This window comes from Pseudomonas sp. NPDC089741 (assembly GCF_044748825.1).
Lineage (GTDB): Bacteria > Pseudomonadota > Gammaproteobacteria > Pseudomonadales > Pseudomonadaceae > Aquipseudomonas > Aquipseudomonas helmanticensis.
Genome location: NZ_JBIVGT010000019.1, coordinates 1 through 17,955 on the forward strand (window position 1 = coordinate 1; position 17,955 = coordinate 17,955).

18 protein-coding genes are annotated in these 17,955 nt (G+C 59.4%); 6 read left to right on the forward strand and 12 right to left on the reverse strand.

What is annotated here, in order from left to right; all coding sequences use genetic code 11:
- Together ACIPZE_RS18225 and ACIPZE_RS18230 are read right to left on the reverse strand one after the other, a co-directional pair.
- The coding region (locus ACIPZE_RS18225) for an ABC transporter permease subunit (RefSeq protein ID WP_400774371.1) at positions 1-666 on the reverse strand (666 nt) is incomplete at its 3' end.
- A 66-nt stretch (positions 667-732) separates the two neighbouring features.
- Positions 733-1,680: a choline ABC transporter substrate-binding protein gene (locus ACIPZE_RS18230; protein ID WP_129395845.1), complete on the reverse strand. Its 948-nt coding sequence runs from the start codon at positions 1,678-1,680 to the stop codon at positions 733-735.
- Positions 1,681-2,117: 437 nt separating this feature from the next.
- Between ACIPZE_RS18230 and ACIPZE_RS18235 the strand changes: the two genes are divergently transcribed.
- Complete coding sequence (locus tag ACIPZE_RS18235; RefSeq protein WP_400774374.1) at positions 2,118-3,494, forward strand: L-serine ammonia-lyase; 1,377 nt, start codon at positions 2,118-2,120, stop codon at positions 3,492-3,494.
- 513 nt (positions 3,495-4,007) lie between these two features.
- Positions 4,008-5,111: a GlxA family transcriptional regulator gene (locus ACIPZE_RS18240; RefSeq protein ID WP_007949927.1), complete on the forward strand. Its 1,104-nt coding sequence runs from the start codon at positions 4,008-4,010 to the stop codon at positions 5,109-5,111.
- Between the two features lie 163 nt (positions 5,112-5,274).
- Here ACIPZE_RS18240 and ACIPZE_RS18245 read toward each other — a convergent pair whose 3' ends face one another.
- The 6 genes from ACIPZE_RS18245 to ACIPZE_RS18270 all read right to left on the reverse strand — a co-directional run bounded on the left by ACIPZE_RS18245 (position 5,275) and on the right by ACIPZE_RS18270 (position 11,045).
- Positions 5,275-5,538, reverse strand: a complete 264-nt coding sequence (locus tag ACIPZE_RS18245; protein WP_400774377.1) for a hypothetical protein — start codon at positions 5,536-5,538, stop codon at positions 5,275-5,277.
- Between the two features lie 411 nt (positions 5,539-5,949).
- Positions 5,950-7,113 carry a gamma-butyrobetaine dioxygenase gene (locus tag ACIPZE_RS18250; protein ID WP_400774380.1) on the reverse strand — a complete coding sequence of 388 codons (1,164 nt, stop codon included), beginning with the start codon at positions 7,111-7,113 and terminating at the stop codon, positions 5,950-5,952.
- A gap of 23 nt (positions 7,114-7,136) precedes the next feature.
- The gene (locus ACIPZE_RS18255) at positions 7,137-7,613 is read right to left on the reverse strand and encodes a thioesterase family protein (protein ID WP_400774383.1); all 477 of its coding nucleotides are present in this window, start codon (positions 7,611-7,613) and stop codon (positions 7,137-7,139) included.
- A gap of 340 nt (positions 7,614-7,953) precedes the next feature.
- Positions 7,954-8,919, reverse strand: a complete 966-nt coding sequence (locus ACIPZE_RS18260) for an L-carnitine dehydrogenase (protein WP_400774386.1) — start codon at positions 8,917-8,919, stop codon at positions 7,954-7,956.
- Between the two features lie 173 nt (positions 8,920-9,092).
- Positions 9,093-9,980 carry a 3-keto-5-aminohexanoate cleavage protein gene (locus ACIPZE_RS18265; protein ID WP_090286996.1) on the reverse strand — a complete coding sequence of 296 codons (888 nt, stop codon included), beginning with the start codon at positions 9,978-9,980 and terminating at the stop codon, positions 9,093-9,095.
- 120 nt (positions 9,981-10,100) lie between these two features.
- The gene (locus ACIPZE_RS18270; protein ID WP_397482265.1) at positions 10,101-11,045 is read right to left on the reverse strand and encodes a choline ABC transporter substrate-binding protein; all 945 of its coding nucleotides are present in this window, start codon (positions 11,043-11,045) and stop codon (positions 10,101-10,103) included.
- A 207-nt stretch (positions 11,046-11,252) separates the two neighbouring features.
- Here ACIPZE_RS18270 and ACIPZE_RS18275 point away from each other — a divergent pair, with 207 nt between their 5' ends.
- A complete protein-coding gene (locus tag ACIPZE_RS18275; RefSeq protein ID WP_400774389.1) occupies positions 11,253-12,197 on the forward strand; it encodes a GlxA family transcriptional regulator in 945 nt (314 codons plus the stop codon).
- Between the two features lie 116 nt (positions 12,198-12,313).
- Here ACIPZE_RS18275 and ACIPZE_RS18280 read toward each other — a convergent pair whose 3' ends face one another.
- The 4 genes from ACIPZE_RS18280 to ACIPZE_RS18295 form a co-directional block, all read right to left on the reverse strand.
- Complete coding sequence (locus tag ACIPZE_RS18280) at positions 12,314-12,730, reverse strand: DUF3010 family protein (RefSeq protein ID WP_400774391.1); 417 nt, start codon at positions 12,728-12,730, stop codon at positions 12,314-12,316.
- A 29-nt stretch (positions 12,731-12,759) separates the two neighbouring features.
- On the reverse strand, positions 12,760-13,083 hold the full coding sequence (locus tag ACIPZE_RS18285; protein WP_222834145.1) for a helix-turn-helix domain-containing protein: 324 nt from the start codon (positions 13,081-13,083) through the stop codon (positions 12,760-12,762).
- Positions 13,067-13,321, reverse strand: coding sequence for a type II toxin-antitoxin system RelE/ParE family toxin (locus ACIPZE_RS18290; protein WP_400774393.1), 255 nt, complete (start codon positions 13,319-13,321; stop codon positions 13,067-13,069). Before ACIPZE_RS18290 ends, ACIPZE_RS18285 begins: the two co-directional genes overlap by 17 nt.
- 212 nt (positions 13,322-13,533) lie before the next feature.
- Positions 13,534-13,935 carry a lysozyme inhibitor LprI family protein gene (locus ACIPZE_RS18295; protein ID WP_400774395.1) on the reverse strand — a complete coding sequence of 134 codons (402 nt, stop codon included), beginning with the start codon at positions 13,933-13,935 and terminating at the stop codon, positions 13,534-13,536.
- Between the two features lie 234 nt (positions 13,936-14,169).
- Between ACIPZE_RS18295 and ACIPZE_RS18300 the strand changes: the two genes are divergently transcribed.
- The 3 genes from ACIPZE_RS18300 to dgcA all read left to right on the forward strand — a co-directional run bounded on the left by ACIPZE_RS18300 (position 14,170) and on the right by dgcA (position 17,860).
- A complete protein-coding gene (locus ACIPZE_RS18300) occupies positions 14,170-15,147 on the forward strand; it encodes a dipeptidase (protein ID WP_400774396.1) in 978 nt (325 codons plus the stop codon).
- A 106-nt stretch (positions 15,148-15,253) separates the two neighbouring features.
- Complete coding sequence (locus tag ACIPZE_RS18305) at positions 15,254-15,784, forward strand: DUF5943 domain-containing protein (protein ID WP_015886256.1); 531 nt, start codon at positions 15,254-15,256, stop codon at positions 15,782-15,784.
- A gap of 15 nt (positions 15,785-15,799) precedes the next feature.
- Positions 15,800-17,860: a dimethylglycine demethylation protein DgcA gene (gene dgcA / locus ACIPZE_RS18310; protein ID WP_129395834.1), complete on the forward strand. Its 2,061-nt coding sequence runs from the start codon at positions 15,800-15,802 to the stop codon at positions 17,858-17,860.
- Positions 17,861-17,955: the final 95 nt, after the last annotated feature.

A 17,955-nucleotide genomic window follows, 5' to 3' on the forward strand; every position in this document is an offset into this window, starting at 1 on the left:
CAGCGACAGCCAGCTGCCCTGGGTGATGCCGCCCGCGATCCTCGGCCTGGCGTGAGGCAGTTCGATCCGTGAGAGCAATTGGCGACGCGAGCAGCCGAAGGCCTTGCCGGCGTCCATCAGTTCTTGCGGGACATCGCGGATGCCCAGGTAGGTCAGGCGGATCGGCGCAGCGATGGCGAACACCACCGTGGAGATCAGGCCCGGCACCACACCCAGCCCGAAGAGGGTCAGGGTAGGAATGAGGTAAACGAAGGTCGGTACGGTCTGCATCAGATCGAGTACCGGACGCATTAACGTGTAGAACATCGGTTTGTGCGCGGCGACGATGCCCAACGGCACGCCGATGACCACGCAGACCAGGGTTGCGAACAGCACCTGTGCGAGGGTTTCCATGGTTTCCTGCCAGTACCCCAGATTGAGGATCAGCAGGAAGGAGGCGATGACGAAAACGGTCAATCCCCATTTGCGCTGGATGAAGTGCGCGAGCAGGGCGATGAGGCCGATCAAGACAAAAGGGTTGAACCAGGTGAGCGCAAACGTCACGCCGTGGATCATCGTTTCCAGGGTCACGGCGATTGCGTCGAAAGTGCTGGCGCCGTGTTGCGTCAACCATTCAACGAAGCCCGCGATGTACTGGCCTAGAGGTATTTTCTGATCAATCAGCATGGTAGTGAACGTCCGCATGCAAGGAAATAAACAGCCCGAGGGAGCAAGCTCCCTCGGCATAAGCGATTACTGGGCAATCTTGGCTTTCACGGCCTCCAGGCCTGGTTTACCGTCAATGGTGGTCACGCCAGCGAGCCAGGTATCGAGCACCTGAGGATTCTTTTTCAGCCAGGCCTTGGCGGCCGCGTCAGGCTTCATCTTGTCGTCGAGGATGTTGCCCATCAGTTCGCTTTCCATGTCGACGTTGAACTCCAGGTTCTTCAGCAACTGCCCGACGTTGCTGCATTCCTCGGCGTAACCCTTGCGGGTGTTGGTCGCCACGGTTGCAGCACCGAAATCGGGGCCGAAGAAATCATCGCCACCGGTCAGGTATTGAATCTTGAAGCGCTTGTTCATCGGGTGCGGCGCCCAGCCGAGGAAGACCACGGCGGTGTCGCGTTTCTGCGCGCGGTCAACCTGCGAGAGCATGCCCGCTTCCGACGATTCGACGACTTTGAAACCGGCGGATTTCAGGCCGAAGGCGTCCTTGTCGATCATGCTCTGGATCAGACGGTTGCCGTCGTTGCCAGGCTCGATGCCGTAGATCTTGCCGTCGAGTTCTTTCTTGAATTTGGCGATGTCGGCGAAGTCGTGCAGACCTTTGTCATAAAGGGCTTGCGGCACGGCGAGGGTATACTTGGCGCCCTTGAGGTTGGTGCGCACGGTTTCCACGGTGCCGGCGTCGCGGTAGGCCTTGATGTCGTTTTCCATGGTCGGCATCCAGTTACCGAGGAACACGTCCATGTTTTTGCCGTCGGCCAGCGACTTGTAGGTCACGGGCACGGAGATCATGGTGGTCTTGGTCTTGTAGCCGAGGGCGTTGAGGACAACCGAGGTGGTCGCGGTGGTGGCGGTGATGTCGGTCCAGCCGACATCGGAGAAGTTAACGGTACTGCACTGCGCCGGTTCTGCAGCTTGCGCCAGTAACGGCAGACTCAGCATGGCGGCCAACAACAACGACGGGGAACCTTTCATGGATGGACTCCTTGGTGTTTTTTTTGGCAGTGTTCCGACTGTGGACCACCGCACTTATAGGTTGCGGTTGGATGGCGTTCTGGAGACAGCTCTACCACGGCGCCTTGCAATCGAGTCATAACGATCATGTACCAGTGAAAATCTGACGCCTACAGGGGGGGTCGTATCCAGTACAGGGATGGTCGCATCTAGTGTCAGTGACGTCGTTTACAGCTTTTTTCTGCCCCGATCAGCCCTCTGAGCCGCACAAAAACGGCGAAAAACCGGGACGAAAACGGCGCGGCGCTGGTGGACATGAGTGCGTCGGTGCCAGACGCCGTGCGTTCCGACAAAAGCCTGATGATGCGGGCATTCCGGCGGATCGCAGCTTGAGCGTAGCAGCTCCGCCAGCGGGCGCTTTCGCGTCCCGGACCGGCATCCTCAGGAGCTCTGCAGCAATGGCTATCAGCGTTTTCGACCTGTTCAAAATCGGCATCGGCCCGTCCAGTTCCCACACCGTCGGGCCGATGCGCGCGGCGGCGTTGTTCGTCGAGTCGCTAAGGGACAAGCATCAACTGGAGCAGGTGCGGCGGATCGAGGTGCAGTTGTTCGGTTCGCTGTCGGCCACCGGTATCGGTCACGGCAGCGATAACGCGGTGATCATGGGCCTGATGGGCGAGTGGCCAGACGCAATCGACCCGGCGCAAATCGGCCCGCGCATTCAGGCGCTGCGCGAAACACACACACTTTTATTGGATGGTCGTTTGTCGGTGCCGTTTGTCTGGGCACGGGACATGCGCCTGATCGATGAAAACCTGCCGTTCCACCCCAATGCGATGACGATCGTTGCCGAGGGCGATCACGGTGAACTGCATCGCGATACCTACTATTCAGTCGGCGGCGGTTTTGTCGTGGATGAAGCGCAGGCGTCCAGCGGTGTCGTTGATCTGGATCGCACTGAATTGCCTTATGACTTTTCCAGCGCGGTCGAGCTGCTGGAGCTGTGCAAAGAGAACAACCTGCGCGTCGCCGAACTGATGCTCGCCAACGAAAAAGTCTGGCGCAGTGAGGAAGAGATTTGCGCCGGCCTGATGAAGCTGTGGCGGGCGATGCAGGATTGCGTCGAACAGGGGCTGAAACATGAGGGCATCCTGCCCGGCGGTTTGAATGTGCGTCGGCGCGCGGCGAAGTTGCACCGCAGTCTGCAGGAGTTGGGCAAGCCCAATGTGATTGGCTCGACGCTGAGCGCGATGGAGTGGGTCAACCTGTTTGCGCTGGCGGTGAATGAAGAGAACGCGGCGGGCGGGCGCATGGTGACGGCGCCGACCAATGGTGCGGCGGGGATCATTCCGGCGGTGTTGCACTATTTTATGAAGTTCAGCGAAGCGGTGACGGACGCCAACGTGGTCGACTACTTCCTGAGTGCGGCGGCGGTGGGGATTCTGTGCAAGAAGAATGCTTCGATCTCGGGTGCCGAAGTCGGCTGTCAGGGTGAAGTCGGTTCGGCGTGCGCAATGGCGGCGGCGGGGCTGGCGGAGATTCTCGGTGCTACGCCGGAGCAGTTGTGCAACGCGGCGGAGATTGGCCTGGAACACAACCTTGGGCTGACCTGCGATCCGGTCGGCGGTCTGGTGCAAGTGCCGTGTATTGAGCGCAATGCGATTGCGGCGGTGAAAGCGATCAATGCGGCGCAGATGGCGTTGCGTGGCGATGGTCAGCACTTTATCTCGCTGGACCGGGTGATCCGCACCATGCGCGATACCGGTGCCGACATGCATGACAAATATAAAGAGACCTCGCGCGGTGGGTTGGCGGTCAGTGCGGTTGAATGCTGAGACCGAGTCGCCTCAATCGCGAGCAGGCTCACTCCTACAGGGGAACGCATTCCAAATGTAGAGTGAGCCTGCTCGCGATAGCGTCAGACCAGTCAAAATTGCTCATCAAGTGAACACGCGCGATCAATCACGCCACCTTTTAGCGCGTCGCAAACAGATAAGAGTCTTTCCCACCTGTTACATACGATCCGCGCCCCTACCGTCCGTCACCCGTGCTTGCGGTGACACTCCCCGTAAACCGCGCGCAGGCCAGTTCCCACAAGTGCTACCGATTTGCTCACACCCTCCTGAACCGCGCTTTCCTCGCCGCTGATGGCACTTCGAAATACCTTTCGTCGGACGGCTCGTATAGACACGTCGCGACGTCGTTTTCAGGAGTTATTGAACGGCCATCCAATTTTAGGCATGGCAATTGCTCTGTCATAACAAAGCCCGTCTCCCACGCGAGAACGATGGCAATAACAAGAGCCTCCGCCTGAGGCCATCACCCGCTTTGTGTGAGGAGATACCGCGATGACGTCGTTCAACTCCGGGGCCCAACCCCAGAACCGTGCGCCTCAATCCATCGGCTTTCTGCTGCTGGACAATTTCACGCTGATTTCTCTGGCCTCCGCAGTAGAACCCCTGCGCATGGCCAACCAATTGTCCGGTCGCGAGCTGTATCGCTGGAGCACTCTTACCGTCGATGGCGGCCAAGTGTGGGCCAGTGACGGTCTGCAAATCACTCCCGACGCTTCCATGCACAAAGCCCCGCCACTGGATACCGTGATCGTCTGCGGCGGCATCGGCATTCAACGCACCGTTACCCGTGAACACGTCTCGTGGCTGCAAAGCCAGGCGCGTCAGTCCAAGCGCCTCGGCGCCGTGTGTACCGGCAGTTGGGCACTGGCCTGCGCCGGCCTGCTCGACGGTTTCGATTGCAGCGTGCACTGGGAATGTCTGGCGGCGATGCAGGAAGCTTTTCCGCGCGTGGCCATGAGCACGCGTCTGTTCACACTCGACCGTAACCGTTTCACCAGCTCTGGTGGCACCGCGCCGCTGGACATGATGCTGCACCTGATCAGCCGCGATCACGGCCGTGAACTGTCCGCCGCGATCTCTGAGATGTTTGTCTACGAGCGCATCCGCAACGAGCAGGATCACCAGCGCGTGCCGCTCAAGCACATGCTCGGCACCAATCAGCCGAAACTGCAGGAAATCGTCGCGCTGATGGAAGCCAATCTGGAAGAGCCGATCGACCTGGATGAATTGGCGGTGTACGTCGCCGTGTCGCGTCGACAGCTGGAGCGGTTGTTCCAGAAATACCTGCATTGCTCGCCGTCGCGTTACTACTTGAAGCTGCGTTTGATCCGCGCCCGGCAACTGCTCAAGCAAACGCCGATGTCGATCATCGAAGTGGCGTCGGTGTGTGGTTTCGTCTCGACGCCGCACTTCTCCAAGTGCTACCGCGAATACTTCGGCATTCCGCCGCGTGACGAGCGCGTAGGTTCCAATACCACCCAACAAGTGGCGATGCTGCCGCTGCCGCAAGCGATCGTGATGTCGCCGCTGTCGGGGCCGATGTCGGCGTTGAGTCAGGCGCGCAATGAGTCGACGTTTGCCAGCGTAAGGCTCTGATAAGGATCGTTCCCACGCTCTGCGTGGGAACGCAGCCCGGGACGCTCTGCGTCCCAAAAAACCGAACGCGGAGCGTCCGTTGAGGCATTCCCACGCAGAGCGTGGGAACGATCATGCGTTCCAATGTAGGAGCTGCCGAAGGCGGCGATCTTTTGATCTGCTGTCAGGCGCTGTGGCTTTGCTGGAAATTGGCGAGTGCCGGCAACAACTGTTTGTCGATCGCCTGCCGCACCGCTGGCTGGATGCTGGCGCCGCTGGTGTACATGTCCTTGACCATTTTGCGCAGTTCAAACGCACGAACATTATCCAGACCGCGCACTGCGCACTCGCAAGCCTGATCGGCGGTCGTGCCACTGGGCACTTGAATACCCAATGCCTTGAGCTGGCCCAACAGATCTTCCTGGTCAATCAAATCGGCGTACATCATCACGCAAATCCTTCTGTGGCAACGGAGGTCTTGGTTTGATTCTGTAAGGCTGGGGCGGGCACGGCAAGAGCGTTTTGTCAGCGTGGCTGGGACGACTATGAACAGGTCGTTTTCGGCTAACTCGATAGAAAGGGGAGTGGGCACACTGGTCTCAGCTCGCTTCACGAAGGTTTGGTCACCCTCGCACGGCAGCTCCTCAACAGTAGCTTGCGCCCCGATCCTGTCACGGCTGGTATCGGGGCTTTTTTTGGCTGTGAATCAGTTAGAGATTTGTTGTTCCTGCCGACGTCATCGCTGGCAAGCCAGCTCCCACAAGTTTCGAGTCTGGTCGCATATTTGTGAAACGCCGCTGAACCCTGTGGGAGCGGCGGTGCGACGATTCGACTTGCCCGCGATGAACGATGACGCGGTCTAGCGTTGCAACACCAGGATCCGCGACAACAACTCATCCCTGTCGACATAGCAGCCCTGAAAATGCCGCGCTCCGGTCGCCGGATCAAACGCATTGCGCGCATGCAACGTGCGGCGATTATCAAAGCACCACAATTCGCCCGCATTGAGTCGCTGCATCAGGCGAAACCGTGGCTCGCGAGTCATCGAAATAAACCGCCTATACGCCCGATACAACACCGGCATCTGCTCCACCGACGTATCAAACGCCCCGCGCAAAAAGTTCGCCATGCGAATTTCGGCGACTCTGCCCAGAGCGTCCAAGGCAATGATCGGCGCCAGGCAGCGATAGTCGCTATGGCGATCCTTGTTGCGAAACTCCACCGGGATTTCACACAACGCCTGAAACGCCGCCGGGTCTTCACTGCGCAGTGCGTCGGCAATCGCAAAGCCATCGACAAAAATACTCTCGCCACCCTCGGCGTCATTCACCAGGCAATGCAGAAATTGCAGGCCCGGTTGCAGCTCGCGAGTCGGCAGGTCGGTGTGCAACGGCAGGTTGAAAGCGGTGTAGGCATTGCTGTCGGCATCGGTCTTGGATTGCACGTTGAACAGCACGCCGAAATTGCTTTCACGGATGAACGAAATACGTTGCGCGATGAGCTTCAGCGAACCAGGTTCGGTGGGCACGCCGCGTACCTGCGTCAGACCGATGTCGCGCACGGCGATCATCCATTGCAGCAGAGCGGCGTTGTCGTTCATCAGCGCCGCGTACTCGAACACCGGTAACTGCAAATCGCTGCGCCACAAATAGCTTCTCGGTTTGGCTTCCAGACGTTCGGCGCGAGATTCATCGTCATAAGCATGAGCGCGCAGCCAGCCGGGATCGAAGCGGCTGAGATGGCCGTCTTGCCAGTCGATGCGCAGGCAGCCATCTGCATCGATATGTGCAGCTGTAGGTTGGAGCTCTTCAGCGGCATCGACAATCTCGAAAACCTGTTCGCGGGTGACGTTGTAGACGCAACGTTCACACGGGCAATTGTCCCGCAGCCAGACGTGATGAAACGGGCTGGCTCTGCCGTCAGCCCATTCGATGGCAACGCGATCCGCGAAGCTTTGCACGCCGCTTAGCGCGCTGATCAACGGATAAGTACGGAAGTCGGCAACGGCGGTAGCGGTGTTCATGGCGGCTCCTTGCGATCGATGGATTACCGGGCGGGTGGCAGCGCGATAACGCGGCCGATGTAAGCGGGGGCGGGCAAGTCTTTCTGCTCGGTGACGATGTTTTGCAGGCGGCTCAGAGTGTTCGCGCTGAACGGCGCCGAGCGCGGGCCGGCGAGGTCGACATGCAGCAACATCTGTTCATTGCCGGCCAGTTCCTGATCTTCTCCAACCTTGTGCAGGCTGTGATAGAGATGCAGACGTTTGCTGTCGTGGCCGATGATTTGCGTACGCACTTCGACCTCGGTATCGAGCTTCACTTCGTGCAGATAGTTGAGGTGCAGCTCTAGGGTGAACAGCGAATTCCCGCTGGCTTCGCGGTTGTTGCTGTCCATGCCGAGGCGGTCCATCAGGGCGTCGGTGGCGTAGCTGAAAATCAGCAGGTAGAAGGCGTCGCGCAGGTGGCCGTTGTAATCGACCCAGTCGGGGATGATTTTGGTCTGGTAGGTGGTGAGGTGGGGCATGGTTTGGGTTCCGGGCATTTGGCGGGTTTTTAAGATCAAGAGCTACCCCCTCACCCCAGCCCTCTCCCCCAAGGGGGCGAGGGGGAAAGGGAGCCGATCTTCAAGCGTTTCAAGTCCTGAGTTCGGCTCGGTGGTGCAAGTCGGCGTAACTCGAACAATCAACACGGTCAGTCCCCTCTCCCTCAGGGGGCGAGGGGGAAAGGGAGCAGATCGGGGGCCTTTCAAAACTCAAGTTCGGCTCGGTGGTGCAAGTCGGCGTAATTCGATCAATCAACTCGGTCAGTCCCCTCTCCCTCCGGGAGAGGGTTCGGGTGAGGGCAGCGATGTCATGCCAGGCACTTCACTCGCTGAAACTCATGCCATGCTTTTCCTTGGTCGTCTTCACCGCTTCGAGCACTGCCAGCAAGCAGTCATCACGATAGCGTTCCAGCGCCGCAATGCTGTGGCGACCAAGCTGATCGCTGGTGCCATCCACCACATCATCAATCAACTTGTCAGTCAGCTCCGGTGCCGGCAGATACGTCCACGGCAACTGCAACGCCGGGCCGAATTGCGACATGAAGTGGCGCATGCCCGCATCACCACCCGCCAGCGTATAAGTCAGGAACGTACCCATGAACGACCAGCGCAAACCGGCGCCAAAACGGATTGCATCGTCGATCTCGCCAGTGGTTGCCACGCCGTCGTTAACCAAATGCAGCGCCTCACGCCACAGCGCTTCGAGCAAGCGATCGGCGATGAACCCCGGCACTTCCTTGCGCACATGCAACGGACGCATGCCGAGGGACTCGTAGACTTTCATCGCTGCCTGAACGGCTTCCGGCGCGGTGTTTTTGCCACCGACAACTTCGACCAACGGCAACAGATAAACCGGGTTGAACGGGTGACCGACCACGCAGCGTTCCGGGTGCGTCGAACTCTCGTAGAACTCGCTCGGCAGCAGGCCAGAGGTACTCGAACCAATCAATGCGTTGGGCTTGGCCGCTGCGCTGATTTTGCTGTGCAGATCGAGTTTCAGCTCCAGACGTTCCGGGGCGCTTTCCTGAATGAAATCGGCATCACGTACGCACTCTTCGATGGTCGCGACAAAGCGCAGGCGATCCTGCGAAGCGCCGGGCGCCAAGCCGTTTTTCTCCAGCGCGCCCCAGGCATTGGCCACACGTTTACGCAGCGCCGCTTCGGCGCCGGGCGCCGGATCCCAAGCGACCACGTCGAGGCCATGGGCGAGGGCACGGGCTACCCAGCCACTGCCGATGACACCGCTGCCCAGAGCTGCGAAGGTTTTGATTTCGGTGATAAAGCTCATGACGACATTCCTGAATGTGTTCGGTGATCCCTTGTGAAACCGGCCCTTGTGGCGAGGGGATTTATCCCCGTTGGGTCGCGCAGCGGCCCCAAGATTTTGCGACTGCTGCGCAGCCGAACGGGGATAAATCCCCTCGACACAAATCCGGTTCCAAACGGGAATAGGTGTAGGGGTTAGCCGCGCTGGGTCAGGCCCATTTTCTTGCGGCCTTCCGCCGGCGTGAGTACGCGGGCACCGAGGCGGCTGAGGATCTCGCTGGCGCGTTCGACCAGTTGGCCATTGGTCGCCAGCACGCCTTTGTCCAGCCACAGGTTGTCTTCCAGCCCGACCCGCACGTTGCCGCCGAGCAACACCGCTTGTGCGGCCATCGGCATCTGCATCCGGCCAATCCCGAAACCGGCCCACACCGCGTCGGCTGGCAAGTTATCGACCATGGCTTTCATCGTGGTGGTATCTGCCGGTGCACCCCACGGGATGCCCAGGCACAACTGGAACAGCGGGTTATCCAGCAAACCCTCCTTGATCAACTGCTTGGCAAACCACAGGTGACCGGTGTCGAAAATCTCCAGTTCGGCCTTCACGCCCAGCTCGGTAATACGCTTGGCGCCCGCACGCAGTTGCGCCGGGGTGGAGACATAAATGGTGTCGCCATCGCCGAAGTTCAGCGTGCCGCAATCGAGGGTGCAGATTTCCGGCAGCAGTGCTTCGACGTGGGCGAGTCGGGTCAGCGGGCCGACCAGATCGGTGTTGGGGCCGAATTCCATCGGGTTCTCGCCAGCACCGATTTCGAGGTCGCCACCCATGCCGGCGGTGAGGTTGACGATGATGTCGACGTCCGCCTCGCGGATGCGCTCCATCACTTCGCGGTACAGCGCCACGTCACGGCTGAACTTGCCGGTCTGCGGATCGCGCACATGGCAGTGCACAACCGTGGCGCCAGCCTTGGCCGCTTCAACGGCTGCCGCTGCGATCTGTTTCGGGGTGACCGGCACGTGCGGGCTCTTGGCGGTCGTGTCGCCAGCACCGGTGAGTGCGCAGGTGATGATGACGTCGTGGTTCATGGTGCGGTTTCCTTCAGGCGTGATGGGTCTGTCCGCAGCCCTTTTCGGGGCTGCGAAGCTTCGTCCAGTTCCCTCTCCCTCCGGGAGAGGGCTAGGGTGAGGGGCTTTTAAATGAGAGGGTTATTTGCTGGTCAGCTGGAGGTTTTCGGCGGCCGGTTTGCCATCGAAAGTAGTCACACCTTCAAGCCAGCGCTGCTTGTCTTCGGGGTGATCCTTGAGCCATTGCTTGGCTGATTCGAAAGCGTCCTTGTGATCGAGCAGCGGTTGCATCATCCGGCTCTCGTCCTCGGCGGTGAAGGTCAGGTTGGTCAGCAGACGGCCCACGTTCGGGCACTGCTCGGCGTATTTCGGCGCAGTGACCGTCCACACCGTGGCCATGCCTTCGTTCGGGCCGAGGGCGTCGTCGCTGCCGGTCAGATAAGTCATCTTCACATTGACGTTCATCGGGTGCGGCGCCCAGCCGAAGAACACCACGGCCTCTTTGCGGCGCACGGCGCGATCGACGGCGGCAAGCATGCCGGCCTCGCTGGACTCGACCAGCTGGAATTTGCCGAGGCCAAACTGATTCTTGGCGATCATTGCCTTGATCTGCGTGTTGGCGCCCGAGCCTGGCTCGATGCCGTAGATCTTGCCGCCCAGCTCTTTTTCAAACTTGGCGATATCGGCGAAGGTTTTCAGGCCCTTGTCGGCCAGATAGGTCGGCACGGCGAGGGTTGCGCGGGCGTCTTTCAGGCTTGGCGCTTCGAGAACCTTGACCTGATTGGCGTCGACGAACGGCGTGATGGTCTGGGTCATCAGCGGGTTCCAGTAACCGAGGAACAGGTCCAGCCGCTGATCACGTATCCCGGCGAAGATGATTTGCTGGGAGGCGCTGGTTTGTTTGGTGTTGTAGCCGAGGCCGTCAAGCAGGACCTGGGTCATGGCACTGGTGGCGATCACGTCGGTCCAGTTGACCACGCCCATGCGCACGTTCTGGCACGCTGCCGGGTCGGCCGCCATGACGCTGGCGCTCAAGAAAGCGGTACCGCTGAGTGCAAGAACACAGCTGCTGATCAGTCGTTTCATGTCGGGTTCCTCGGCAGGTCGTTTATTGTGAGTTCCGGCATCTGTCGTGCCGGTGATGCAAAGTTACGCAGCTATACGCCCATGAAAGCGCACTACGGCGACTGGCATTTGCACTGTAGCGACCTGTGCGCTTGAACGCTGGCGACAATCGGCGTATCAACGATCCACGCTCCCCTCCCTCTCGTTACCCGCGAATCGAGTGCGCACATGTCTCAGGATTTCTACTTTTTGCTGATGCCGGGGTTCTCCGCCATTGGCTTTATTTCTGCTATCGAACCGCTGCGCGTGGCCAACCGCTTTCGTGGCGAGTTGTATCGCTGGCATGTATTGAGCGCTGATGGCGGGGCGGTGCTGGCGAGCAATGGCATGTCGGTCAACGCCGATGCGGCGTTGGAGCCGCTGAAGAAAGGTGCGACGTTGTTGGTGGTGGCCGGGTTTGAACCGCTGAAGTTCGCCACGCCAACCCTTGAACACTGGTTACGGCGTCTGGATAACGACGGCGTCACCCTTGGTGCAATCGACACCGGCAGTTTTGTACTCGCCGAGGCTGGCCTGCTCGACGGCTATCGCCTGACCCTACACTGGGAAGCCATCGATGCGTTCAAGGAATCTTATCCACAGCTCAGCGTCACTCAGGAGCTGTTCGAGATCGACCGTCGGCGCATCACCTCGGCGGGCGGCACCGCGTCCATCGATTTAATGCTCGATCTGATCGCCCAGGCTCATGGCCCGCAACTGGCGATTCAGGTCAGCGAGCAGTTTGTGCTGGGGCGTATTCGTCCGCGCAAAGATCACCAGCGCATGGAAGTCGCCACGCGTTACGGCATCAACAACAAGAAACTGGTGCAAGTGATCGGCGAGATGGAGCAGCACAGCGAACCGCCGCTGACCACACTGCAATTGGCGGAATCGATCAAGGTTACGCGGCGGCAATTGGAGCGCTTGTTCCGGCTGCACTTGAACGATACGCCGAGCAATTTCTATCTGCGCCTGCGCCTGGAAAAGGCCCGGCAGCTACTGCGCCAGACCGACATGAGCGTGCTCGAAGTCAGCATCGCCTGCGGCTTTGAATCCCCGTCGTACTTCACCCGCAGCTACCGCGCGCGCTTCGCCCGCTGCCCGCGTGAAGACCGGCGTACCGCCCAAGCCTGAAACACACAGAACCCTTGTAGGAGTGAGCCTGCTCGCGATAGCGGCATCACATGCAACATCTTTGTTGACTGATACACCGCTATCGCGAGCAGGCTCACTCCTACAGTTTGATCGCGTTACTTCTTCACCAACGCCGAACACGCCGCTTTATAAGCCTCATGCTGATATTTGTTCAGCGTCCCCGGCAGCTCGAAATTATGCTTCTTCGCCTGCGCATTGATCGTCTGCGGCGACAACAACGTCACCTCACAACCATCGAGCAACTGCAAAATCCCTTCAATCTTGAACGTCGTCGGCCCACCGGCAAACTCACCCTTCTTGCTGCGCTTCTTGATCGCAATCCGATCAATCGAGTTCTCGCGCACAAACGACGCCACTTGCGCCGCGAACAGCTTCACGTTGGCCGCCTCGTCATCTTCGTCCAAGGCGATCTTCTTGGTGGCAAGGGGGACGTGGCTCAAAGCCGAACCGTCGAGAGCGGCCACGGCGATGATCGCTTCGCTGCCTTTGATTTCAATGCCGCAGATGTTCATGGGAAATTCCTTGAAGTGAAGGGGGCAGCTTACAGCTCTAGCTGATTGGCGGTGATGCCGAACGCTGCTGCAATTTTCTCACGCGTAGCCTTGCGAGGCTTGGCGACGGTTTCCTGCTGGGCAAACGCCGGTTGCGAAATGCCCATGCGTTTGGCGACTTCTTCCTGAGTCAGGTTGAGGTGTTCGCGCCAGGCTCGGATCGGTGTTGCCCCGTCGACCATGCGGCTAACTACCTCATGGGGGATCAGATCTGGTTGCATTTTCTGTGCGACGTATTGCGCATAGGGAATGACCACGAAGGCCGGTTTGCCCTCGGCATCGTTGATGATTTGGATGTCAGTAGGTGCGTTCATCGCGTTTTTTGACCCCTTGAATACTGACCACTTTGATTGCGCCGTCCCAATCGAACATCACTCGATAATTGCCGACACGCAGGCGGTAGGCGTAGTCATGGCCGATCAGTGCTTTGACATTGCCCACATCAGGCATGTCGGCAAGCGCCGTAACGGCATCCCGAACCTGTACCTGATGCACAGAATGCAATTTCAAGAGTTGCTTAACGGCCTTTCGAGTCCAGTGGATGCTGTTCATGGAAGAATATAAGTCTTTTATAAGATTATCGAATCTTTACTTATATTTTTCGCTTGGCCAACTGAAAACAGATGTCAGCGTATTGCGTGAAAACCCCGCAGATAAAGGCGTTCACGCAATACGTGTAGGCATGTACGGTATCTTTTGTAGGAAGAGGAGATTGACGCGATGAAAGCAGAAAACGATTCCAGCTTTCCTCCGAGCTTTAAGGATCACTCCTGCCCAATCGACTCCAAAAACTCCGACCGCTCATCGCTCATCCGCGCTACGCAATCATTCTGCGCAATCGTGAATGCTTTGCTCCCCGCGGTAGCCGGGAACGCTTCCACAGCGCAATCCGCATCCCGCGTCTTCAGCCATTGCTGCTGAGCCGTCTTCATCTTGGCAGTGATGTCCGCCAGTTGCGTGGCGTTTTTGCCGTACGCGGTCTGCATGCGTTCGCTCAGGCTGGCGTAGTTGTCCTTGAGCAGGTCTTCAGCAGTGGTGCGGCTGTAGGTCGAGCATTCCAGGGTCTGGACGTCGTTTTCGACGGCGTCGCAGGGGTTGTTGTCGGATTCTTCGGCGGCGTGTACGCCGGTCGCAAGCAAAGCCAAAGCCAGGAAGATCGATTTCATTGTTGTCGCCGCTCTAATCCAGTGGTGTATCCAAGATGCGCAAGATTCTGGCTCAAGCTTGCGGGCTTGAACAGGTAGCTGATCGGAGCGTCGGGCGACCCTTTGTCGCGGATTGACGCTTTCGGCAATTCCCCTGTCGTTTTTGCACCCGGTCGCCCCGGCACCGAGGCATATGCTGGCCCCAAAGCGCCGGCAGACGATTCGGCGCATGAATCGCCAATAAGGGGACGCCTGATGAGCCCAGCCGAATTACACGCCGACAGCATCGTTATCGACGGTCTGATCATTGCCAAATGGAACCGCGAGCTGTTCGAAGACATGCGCAAGGGCGGTCTGACGGCAGCCAACTGCACGGTGTCGGTGTGGGAAGGCTTTCAGGCGACCGTGAACAATATCGCCGCCAGCCAGAAGCTGATCCGCGAAAACAGCGACCTGGTGATGCCGGTGCGCACCACCGCCGACATCCGTCGCGCCAAGGAACAGGGCAAAACCGGCATCCTCTTCGGCTTCCAGAATGCCCACGCGTTTGAAGACCAGATCGGCTATGTCGAGGTGTTCAAGCAACTCGGCGTCGGCATCGTGCAGATGTGCTACAACACCCAGAATCTGGTCGGCACCGGTTGCTACGAGCGTGATGGCGGCCTGTCGGGTTTCGGTCGCGAGATCGTCGCCGAGATGAACCGCGTTGGCGTCATGTGCGATCTGTCCCACGTCGGTTCGAAGACTTCCGAAGAAGTCATCCTCGAATCGAAAAAACCGGTCTGCTATTCCCACTGCCTGCCGTCGGGTCTCAAAGAGCACCCGCGCAACAAGTCCGATGAAGAACTGAAGTTCATTGCCGATCACGGCGGTTTTGTCGGTGTGACCATGTTCGCGCCGTTCCTCGCCAAGGGCATCGATTCGACCATCGACGACTACGCCGGCTCTATAGAAGTGAGCTCGACCTTCGTCTGCGAAGTCGGCTTCGGCATCGGCACCGACTTCACCCAGGGTCACGGTCAGGACTTCTTCGAATACCTGACCCACGACAAGGGCTACGCCCGCCGTCTGACCAGCTTCGGCAAGATCATCAACCCGCTGGGCATCCGCACCGTCGGCGAGTTCCCGAACCTGACCGAAACCCTGCTCAAGCGCGGCCATTCCGAGCGCGTGGTGCGCAAGATCATGGGCGATAACTGGGTCAACGTCTTGAAAGACGTCTGGGGCGAGTAACGCTTTCTCAAGACCGCCGCCGATCTGCTCCCTCTCCCTCTGGGAGAGGGCTGGGGTGAGGGCCGCGGCCAACACTGAATCTAAAATTTTCTGGAGTTAAGTTTCCATGGCCAAGATCGCCCCGCAATTGCCAATCGAAGTCGACAGCGAGACCGGTGTCTGGACCTCTGACGCCCTGCCGATGCTCTACGTGCCGCGGCATTTCTTCGTCAATAACCACATCGGCATCGAGGAAGTGCTGGGCGCTGACGCCTACGCCGAGATCCTCTACAAGGCCGGCTACAAATCCGCCTGGCACTGGTGCGAAAAAGAAGCTGAATGCCACGGCCTGGAAGGCGTCGCCGTATTCGAGCACTACATGAAGCGCCTGTCGCAGCGCGGCTGGGGCCTGTTCAAGATCCAGGACATCGACCTCGACAAAGGCACCGCCAGCGTCAAGCTCGAACACTCGGCGTTCGTCTACGTCTACGGCAAGGTCGGGCGCAAGGTCGACTACATGTTCACCGGTTGGTTTGCCGGTGCCATGGATCAGATTCTTGAGGCGCGTGGAAGCAAAATTCGTACTGTCGCCGAACAAGTCTACGGAGGCTCCGAAGAGGGCCACGATGACGGCCTGTTCACCGTCAAGCCGTTGTAAGCCGAGGACCGTGCCATGGCTTTCGAAGCAATGTTCCAGCCGATCCAGATCGGCAAACTGACCATCCGCAACCGCGTGCTCAGCACCGCACACGCCGAGGTCTACGCGACTGACGGTGGCATGACCACCGACCGCTACGTCAAGTATTACGAAGAGAAAGCCAAGGGCGGTATCGGCCTGGCGATCTGTGGTGGTTCCTCCGTGGTGGCCGTCGACAGCCCGCAGGAATGGTGGAGCTCGGTGAACTTGTCCACCGACCGGATCATTCCGCATTTCCAGAACCTGGCCGACGCCATGCACAAGCACGGCGCCAAGATCATGATTCAGATTACCCACATGGGCCGACGCTCGCGCTGGGACGGCTTCAACTGGCCGACCCTGATGTCGCCGTCCGGCGTGCGTGAGCCGGTGCACCGCGCCACCTGCAAAACCATCGAGCCGGAAGAAATCTGGCGCGTGATCGGCAACTACGCCCAGGCGGCGCGCCGGGCCAAGGCCGGTGGCCTCGACGGCGTTGAACTGTCTGCCGTTCACCAGCACATGATCGACCAGTTCTGGAGCCCGCGCGTCAACAAGCGTACCGATGAATGGGGCGGCACCTTCGAAGGCCGGATGAAGTTCGGCCTGGAAGTGTTGAAAGCCGTACGCGCCGAGGTCGGTGACGACTTCTGCGTGGGCATGCGTCTGTGCGGTGACGAGTTCCACCCGGATGGCTTGTCCCACGAGGACATGAAGCAGATCGCCAAGTATTACGACGACACCGGCATGCTCGATTTCATCGGTGTGGTCGGCTCGGGGTGTGACACCCACAACACCCTGGCCAACGTGATTCCAAACATGAGTTATCCACCGGAGCCGTTCCTGCATCTGGCCGCCGGGATCAAGGAAGTGGTCAAGGTGCCGGTGCTGCACGCACAGAACATCAAGGACCCGAACCAGGCCACGCGGATTCTTGAAGGCGGTTACGTCGACATGGTCGGCATGACCCGCGCGCACATCGCTGACCCGCACCTGATCGCCAAGATCAAGATGGGCCAGATCGATCAGATCAAACAGTGCGTCGGCGCCAACTATTGCATCGACCGTCAGTACCAAGGCCTCGACGTGCTGTGCATCCAGAACGCCGCAACGTCCCGTGAATACATGGGCGTGCCGCACATCATCGAGAAATCCACCGGCGTCAAACGCAAAGTGGTGATCGTCGGTGCCGGCCCGGCCGGGATGGAAGCGGCCCGCGTGGCCGCCGAGCGTGGCCACGACGTGACCTTGTTCGAGAAAAAGGAATTCATCGGCGGGCAGATCACCACCGCGTCGAAAGCGCCGCAGCGCGACCAGATTGCCGGTATCACCCGCTGGTTCCAGCTAGAACTGGCGCGGCTGAAAGTCGATCTGCGACTGGGCACGGCGGCCGATGCCGACACCATCATGGACTTGCGTCCGGACGTAGTGGTGCTGGCGGTCGGCGGGCATCCGTATCTGGAACAGAACGAACACTGGGGCGCCGCCGAAGGGCTGGTGGTCAGTAGTTGGGATGTGCTCGACGGCAAGGTCGCACCGGGCAAGAACGTGTTGGTCTACGACACCATCTGCGAGTTCACCGGGATGTCGGTCGCCGACTTCCTCGCCGACAAAGGCAGCCAGGTCGAGATCGTCACGGACGACATCAAGCCGGGCGTGGCCATTGGCGGTACGTCGTTCCCGACCTACTACCGCAGCATGTACCCGAAAGAAGTGATCATGACCGGCGACATGATGCTCGAGAAGGTCTACCGCGAGGGCGACAAACTCGTGGCAGTGCTGGAGAACGAATACACCGGCGCCAAAGAGGAGCGGGTGGTCGATCAGGTGGTGGTGGAAAACGGCGTGCGTCCGGATGAGGAAATCTACTACGCGCTCAAAGAGGGTTCGCGCAACAAGGGCCAGATCGACGTCGAAGCGTTGTTCGCGATCCAGCCGCAACCTTCGCTGAGCGAGGCGGGCGACGGCTACTTGCTGTTCCGCATCGGCGACTGCGTGGCGCAGCGCAACACGCACGCCGCGATCTACGACGCCCTGCGGCTCTGCAAGGATTTCTAAAAGCTAGTGAACCGATCGTTCCCACGCTCTGCGTGGGAATGCCGCAATGGACGCTCTGCGTCCGCTTTGGGACGCGGAACGTCCCGGGATGCATT

What these genes read in the sequence shown, in the direction of transcription:
- ACIPZE_RS18300 (WP_400774396.1), top strand. Translation starts at nt 14,170, where the DNA reads ATGAGCCCAGCCGAATTACACGCCGACAGCATCGTTATCGACGGTCTG.
- ACIPZE_RS18235 (WP_400774374.1), top strand. Translation starts at nt 2,118, where the DNA reads ATGGCTATCAGCGTTTTCGACCTGTTCAAAATCGGCATCGGCCCGTCC.
- ACIPZE_RS18255 (WP_400774383.1), bottom strand. Translation starts at nt 7,613, where the DNA reads ATGCCCCACCTCACCACCTACCAGACCAAAATCATCCCCGACTGGGTC.
- ACIPZE_RS18305 (WP_015886256.1), top strand. Translation starts at nt 15,254, where the DNA reads ATGGCCAAGATCGCCCCGCAATTGCCAATCGAAGTCGACAGCGAGACC.
- dgcA (WP_129395834.1), top strand. Translation starts at nt 15,800, where the DNA reads ATGGCTTTCGAAGCAATGTTCCAGCCGATCCAGATCGGCAAACTGACC.
- ACIPZE_RS18265 (WP_090286996.1), bottom strand. Translation starts at nt 9,980, where the DNA reads ATGAACCACGACGTCATCATCACCTGCGCACTCACCGGTGCTGGCGAC.
- ACIPZE_RS18290 (WP_400774393.1), bottom strand. Translation starts at nt 13,321, where the DNA reads ATGAACAGCATCCACTGGACTCGAAAGGCCGTTAAGCAACTCTTGAAA.
- ACIPZE_RS18260 (WP_400774386.1), bottom strand. Translation starts at nt 8,919, where the DNA reads ATGAGCTTTATCACCGAAATCAAAACCTTCGCAGCTCTGGGCAGCGGT.
- ACIPZE_RS18245 (WP_400774377.1), bottom strand. Translation starts at nt 5,538, where the DNA reads ATGATGTACGCCGATTTGATTGACCAGGAAGATCTGTTGGGCCAGCTC.
- ACIPZE_RS18240 (WP_007949927.1), top strand. Translation starts at nt 4,008, where the DNA reads ATGACGTCGTTCAACTCCGGGGCCCAACCCCAGAACCGTGCGCCTCAA.
- ACIPZE_RS18230 (WP_129395845.1), bottom strand. Translation starts at nt 1,680, where the DNA reads ATGAAAGGTTCCCCGTCGTTGTTGTTGGCCGCCATGCTGAGTCTGCCG.
- ACIPZE_RS18275 (WP_400774389.1), top strand. Translation starts at nt 11,253, where the DNA reads ATGTCTCAGGATTTCTACTTTTTGCTGATGCCGGGGTTCTCCGCCATT.
- ACIPZE_RS18250 (WP_400774380.1), bottom strand. Translation starts at nt 7,113, where the DNA reads ATGAACACCGCTACCGCCGTTGCCGACTTCCGTACTTATCCGTTGATC.
- ACIPZE_RS18280 (WP_400774391.1), bottom strand. Translation starts at nt 12,730, where the DNA reads ATGAACATCTGCGGCATTGAAATCAAAGGCAGCGAAGCGATCATCGCC.
- ACIPZE_RS18295 (WP_400774395.1), bottom strand. Translation starts at nt 13,935, where the DNA reads ATGAAATCGATCTTCCTGGCTTTGGCTTTGCTTGCGACCGGCGTACAC.
- ACIPZE_RS18270 (WP_397482265.1), bottom strand. Translation starts at nt 11,045, where the DNA reads ATGAAACGACTGATCAGCAGCTGTGTTCTTGCACTCAGCGGTACCGCT.
- ACIPZE_RS18285 (WP_222834145.1), bottom strand. Translation starts at nt 13,083, where the DNA reads ATGAACGCACCTACTGACATCCAAATCATCAACGATGCCGAGGGCAAA.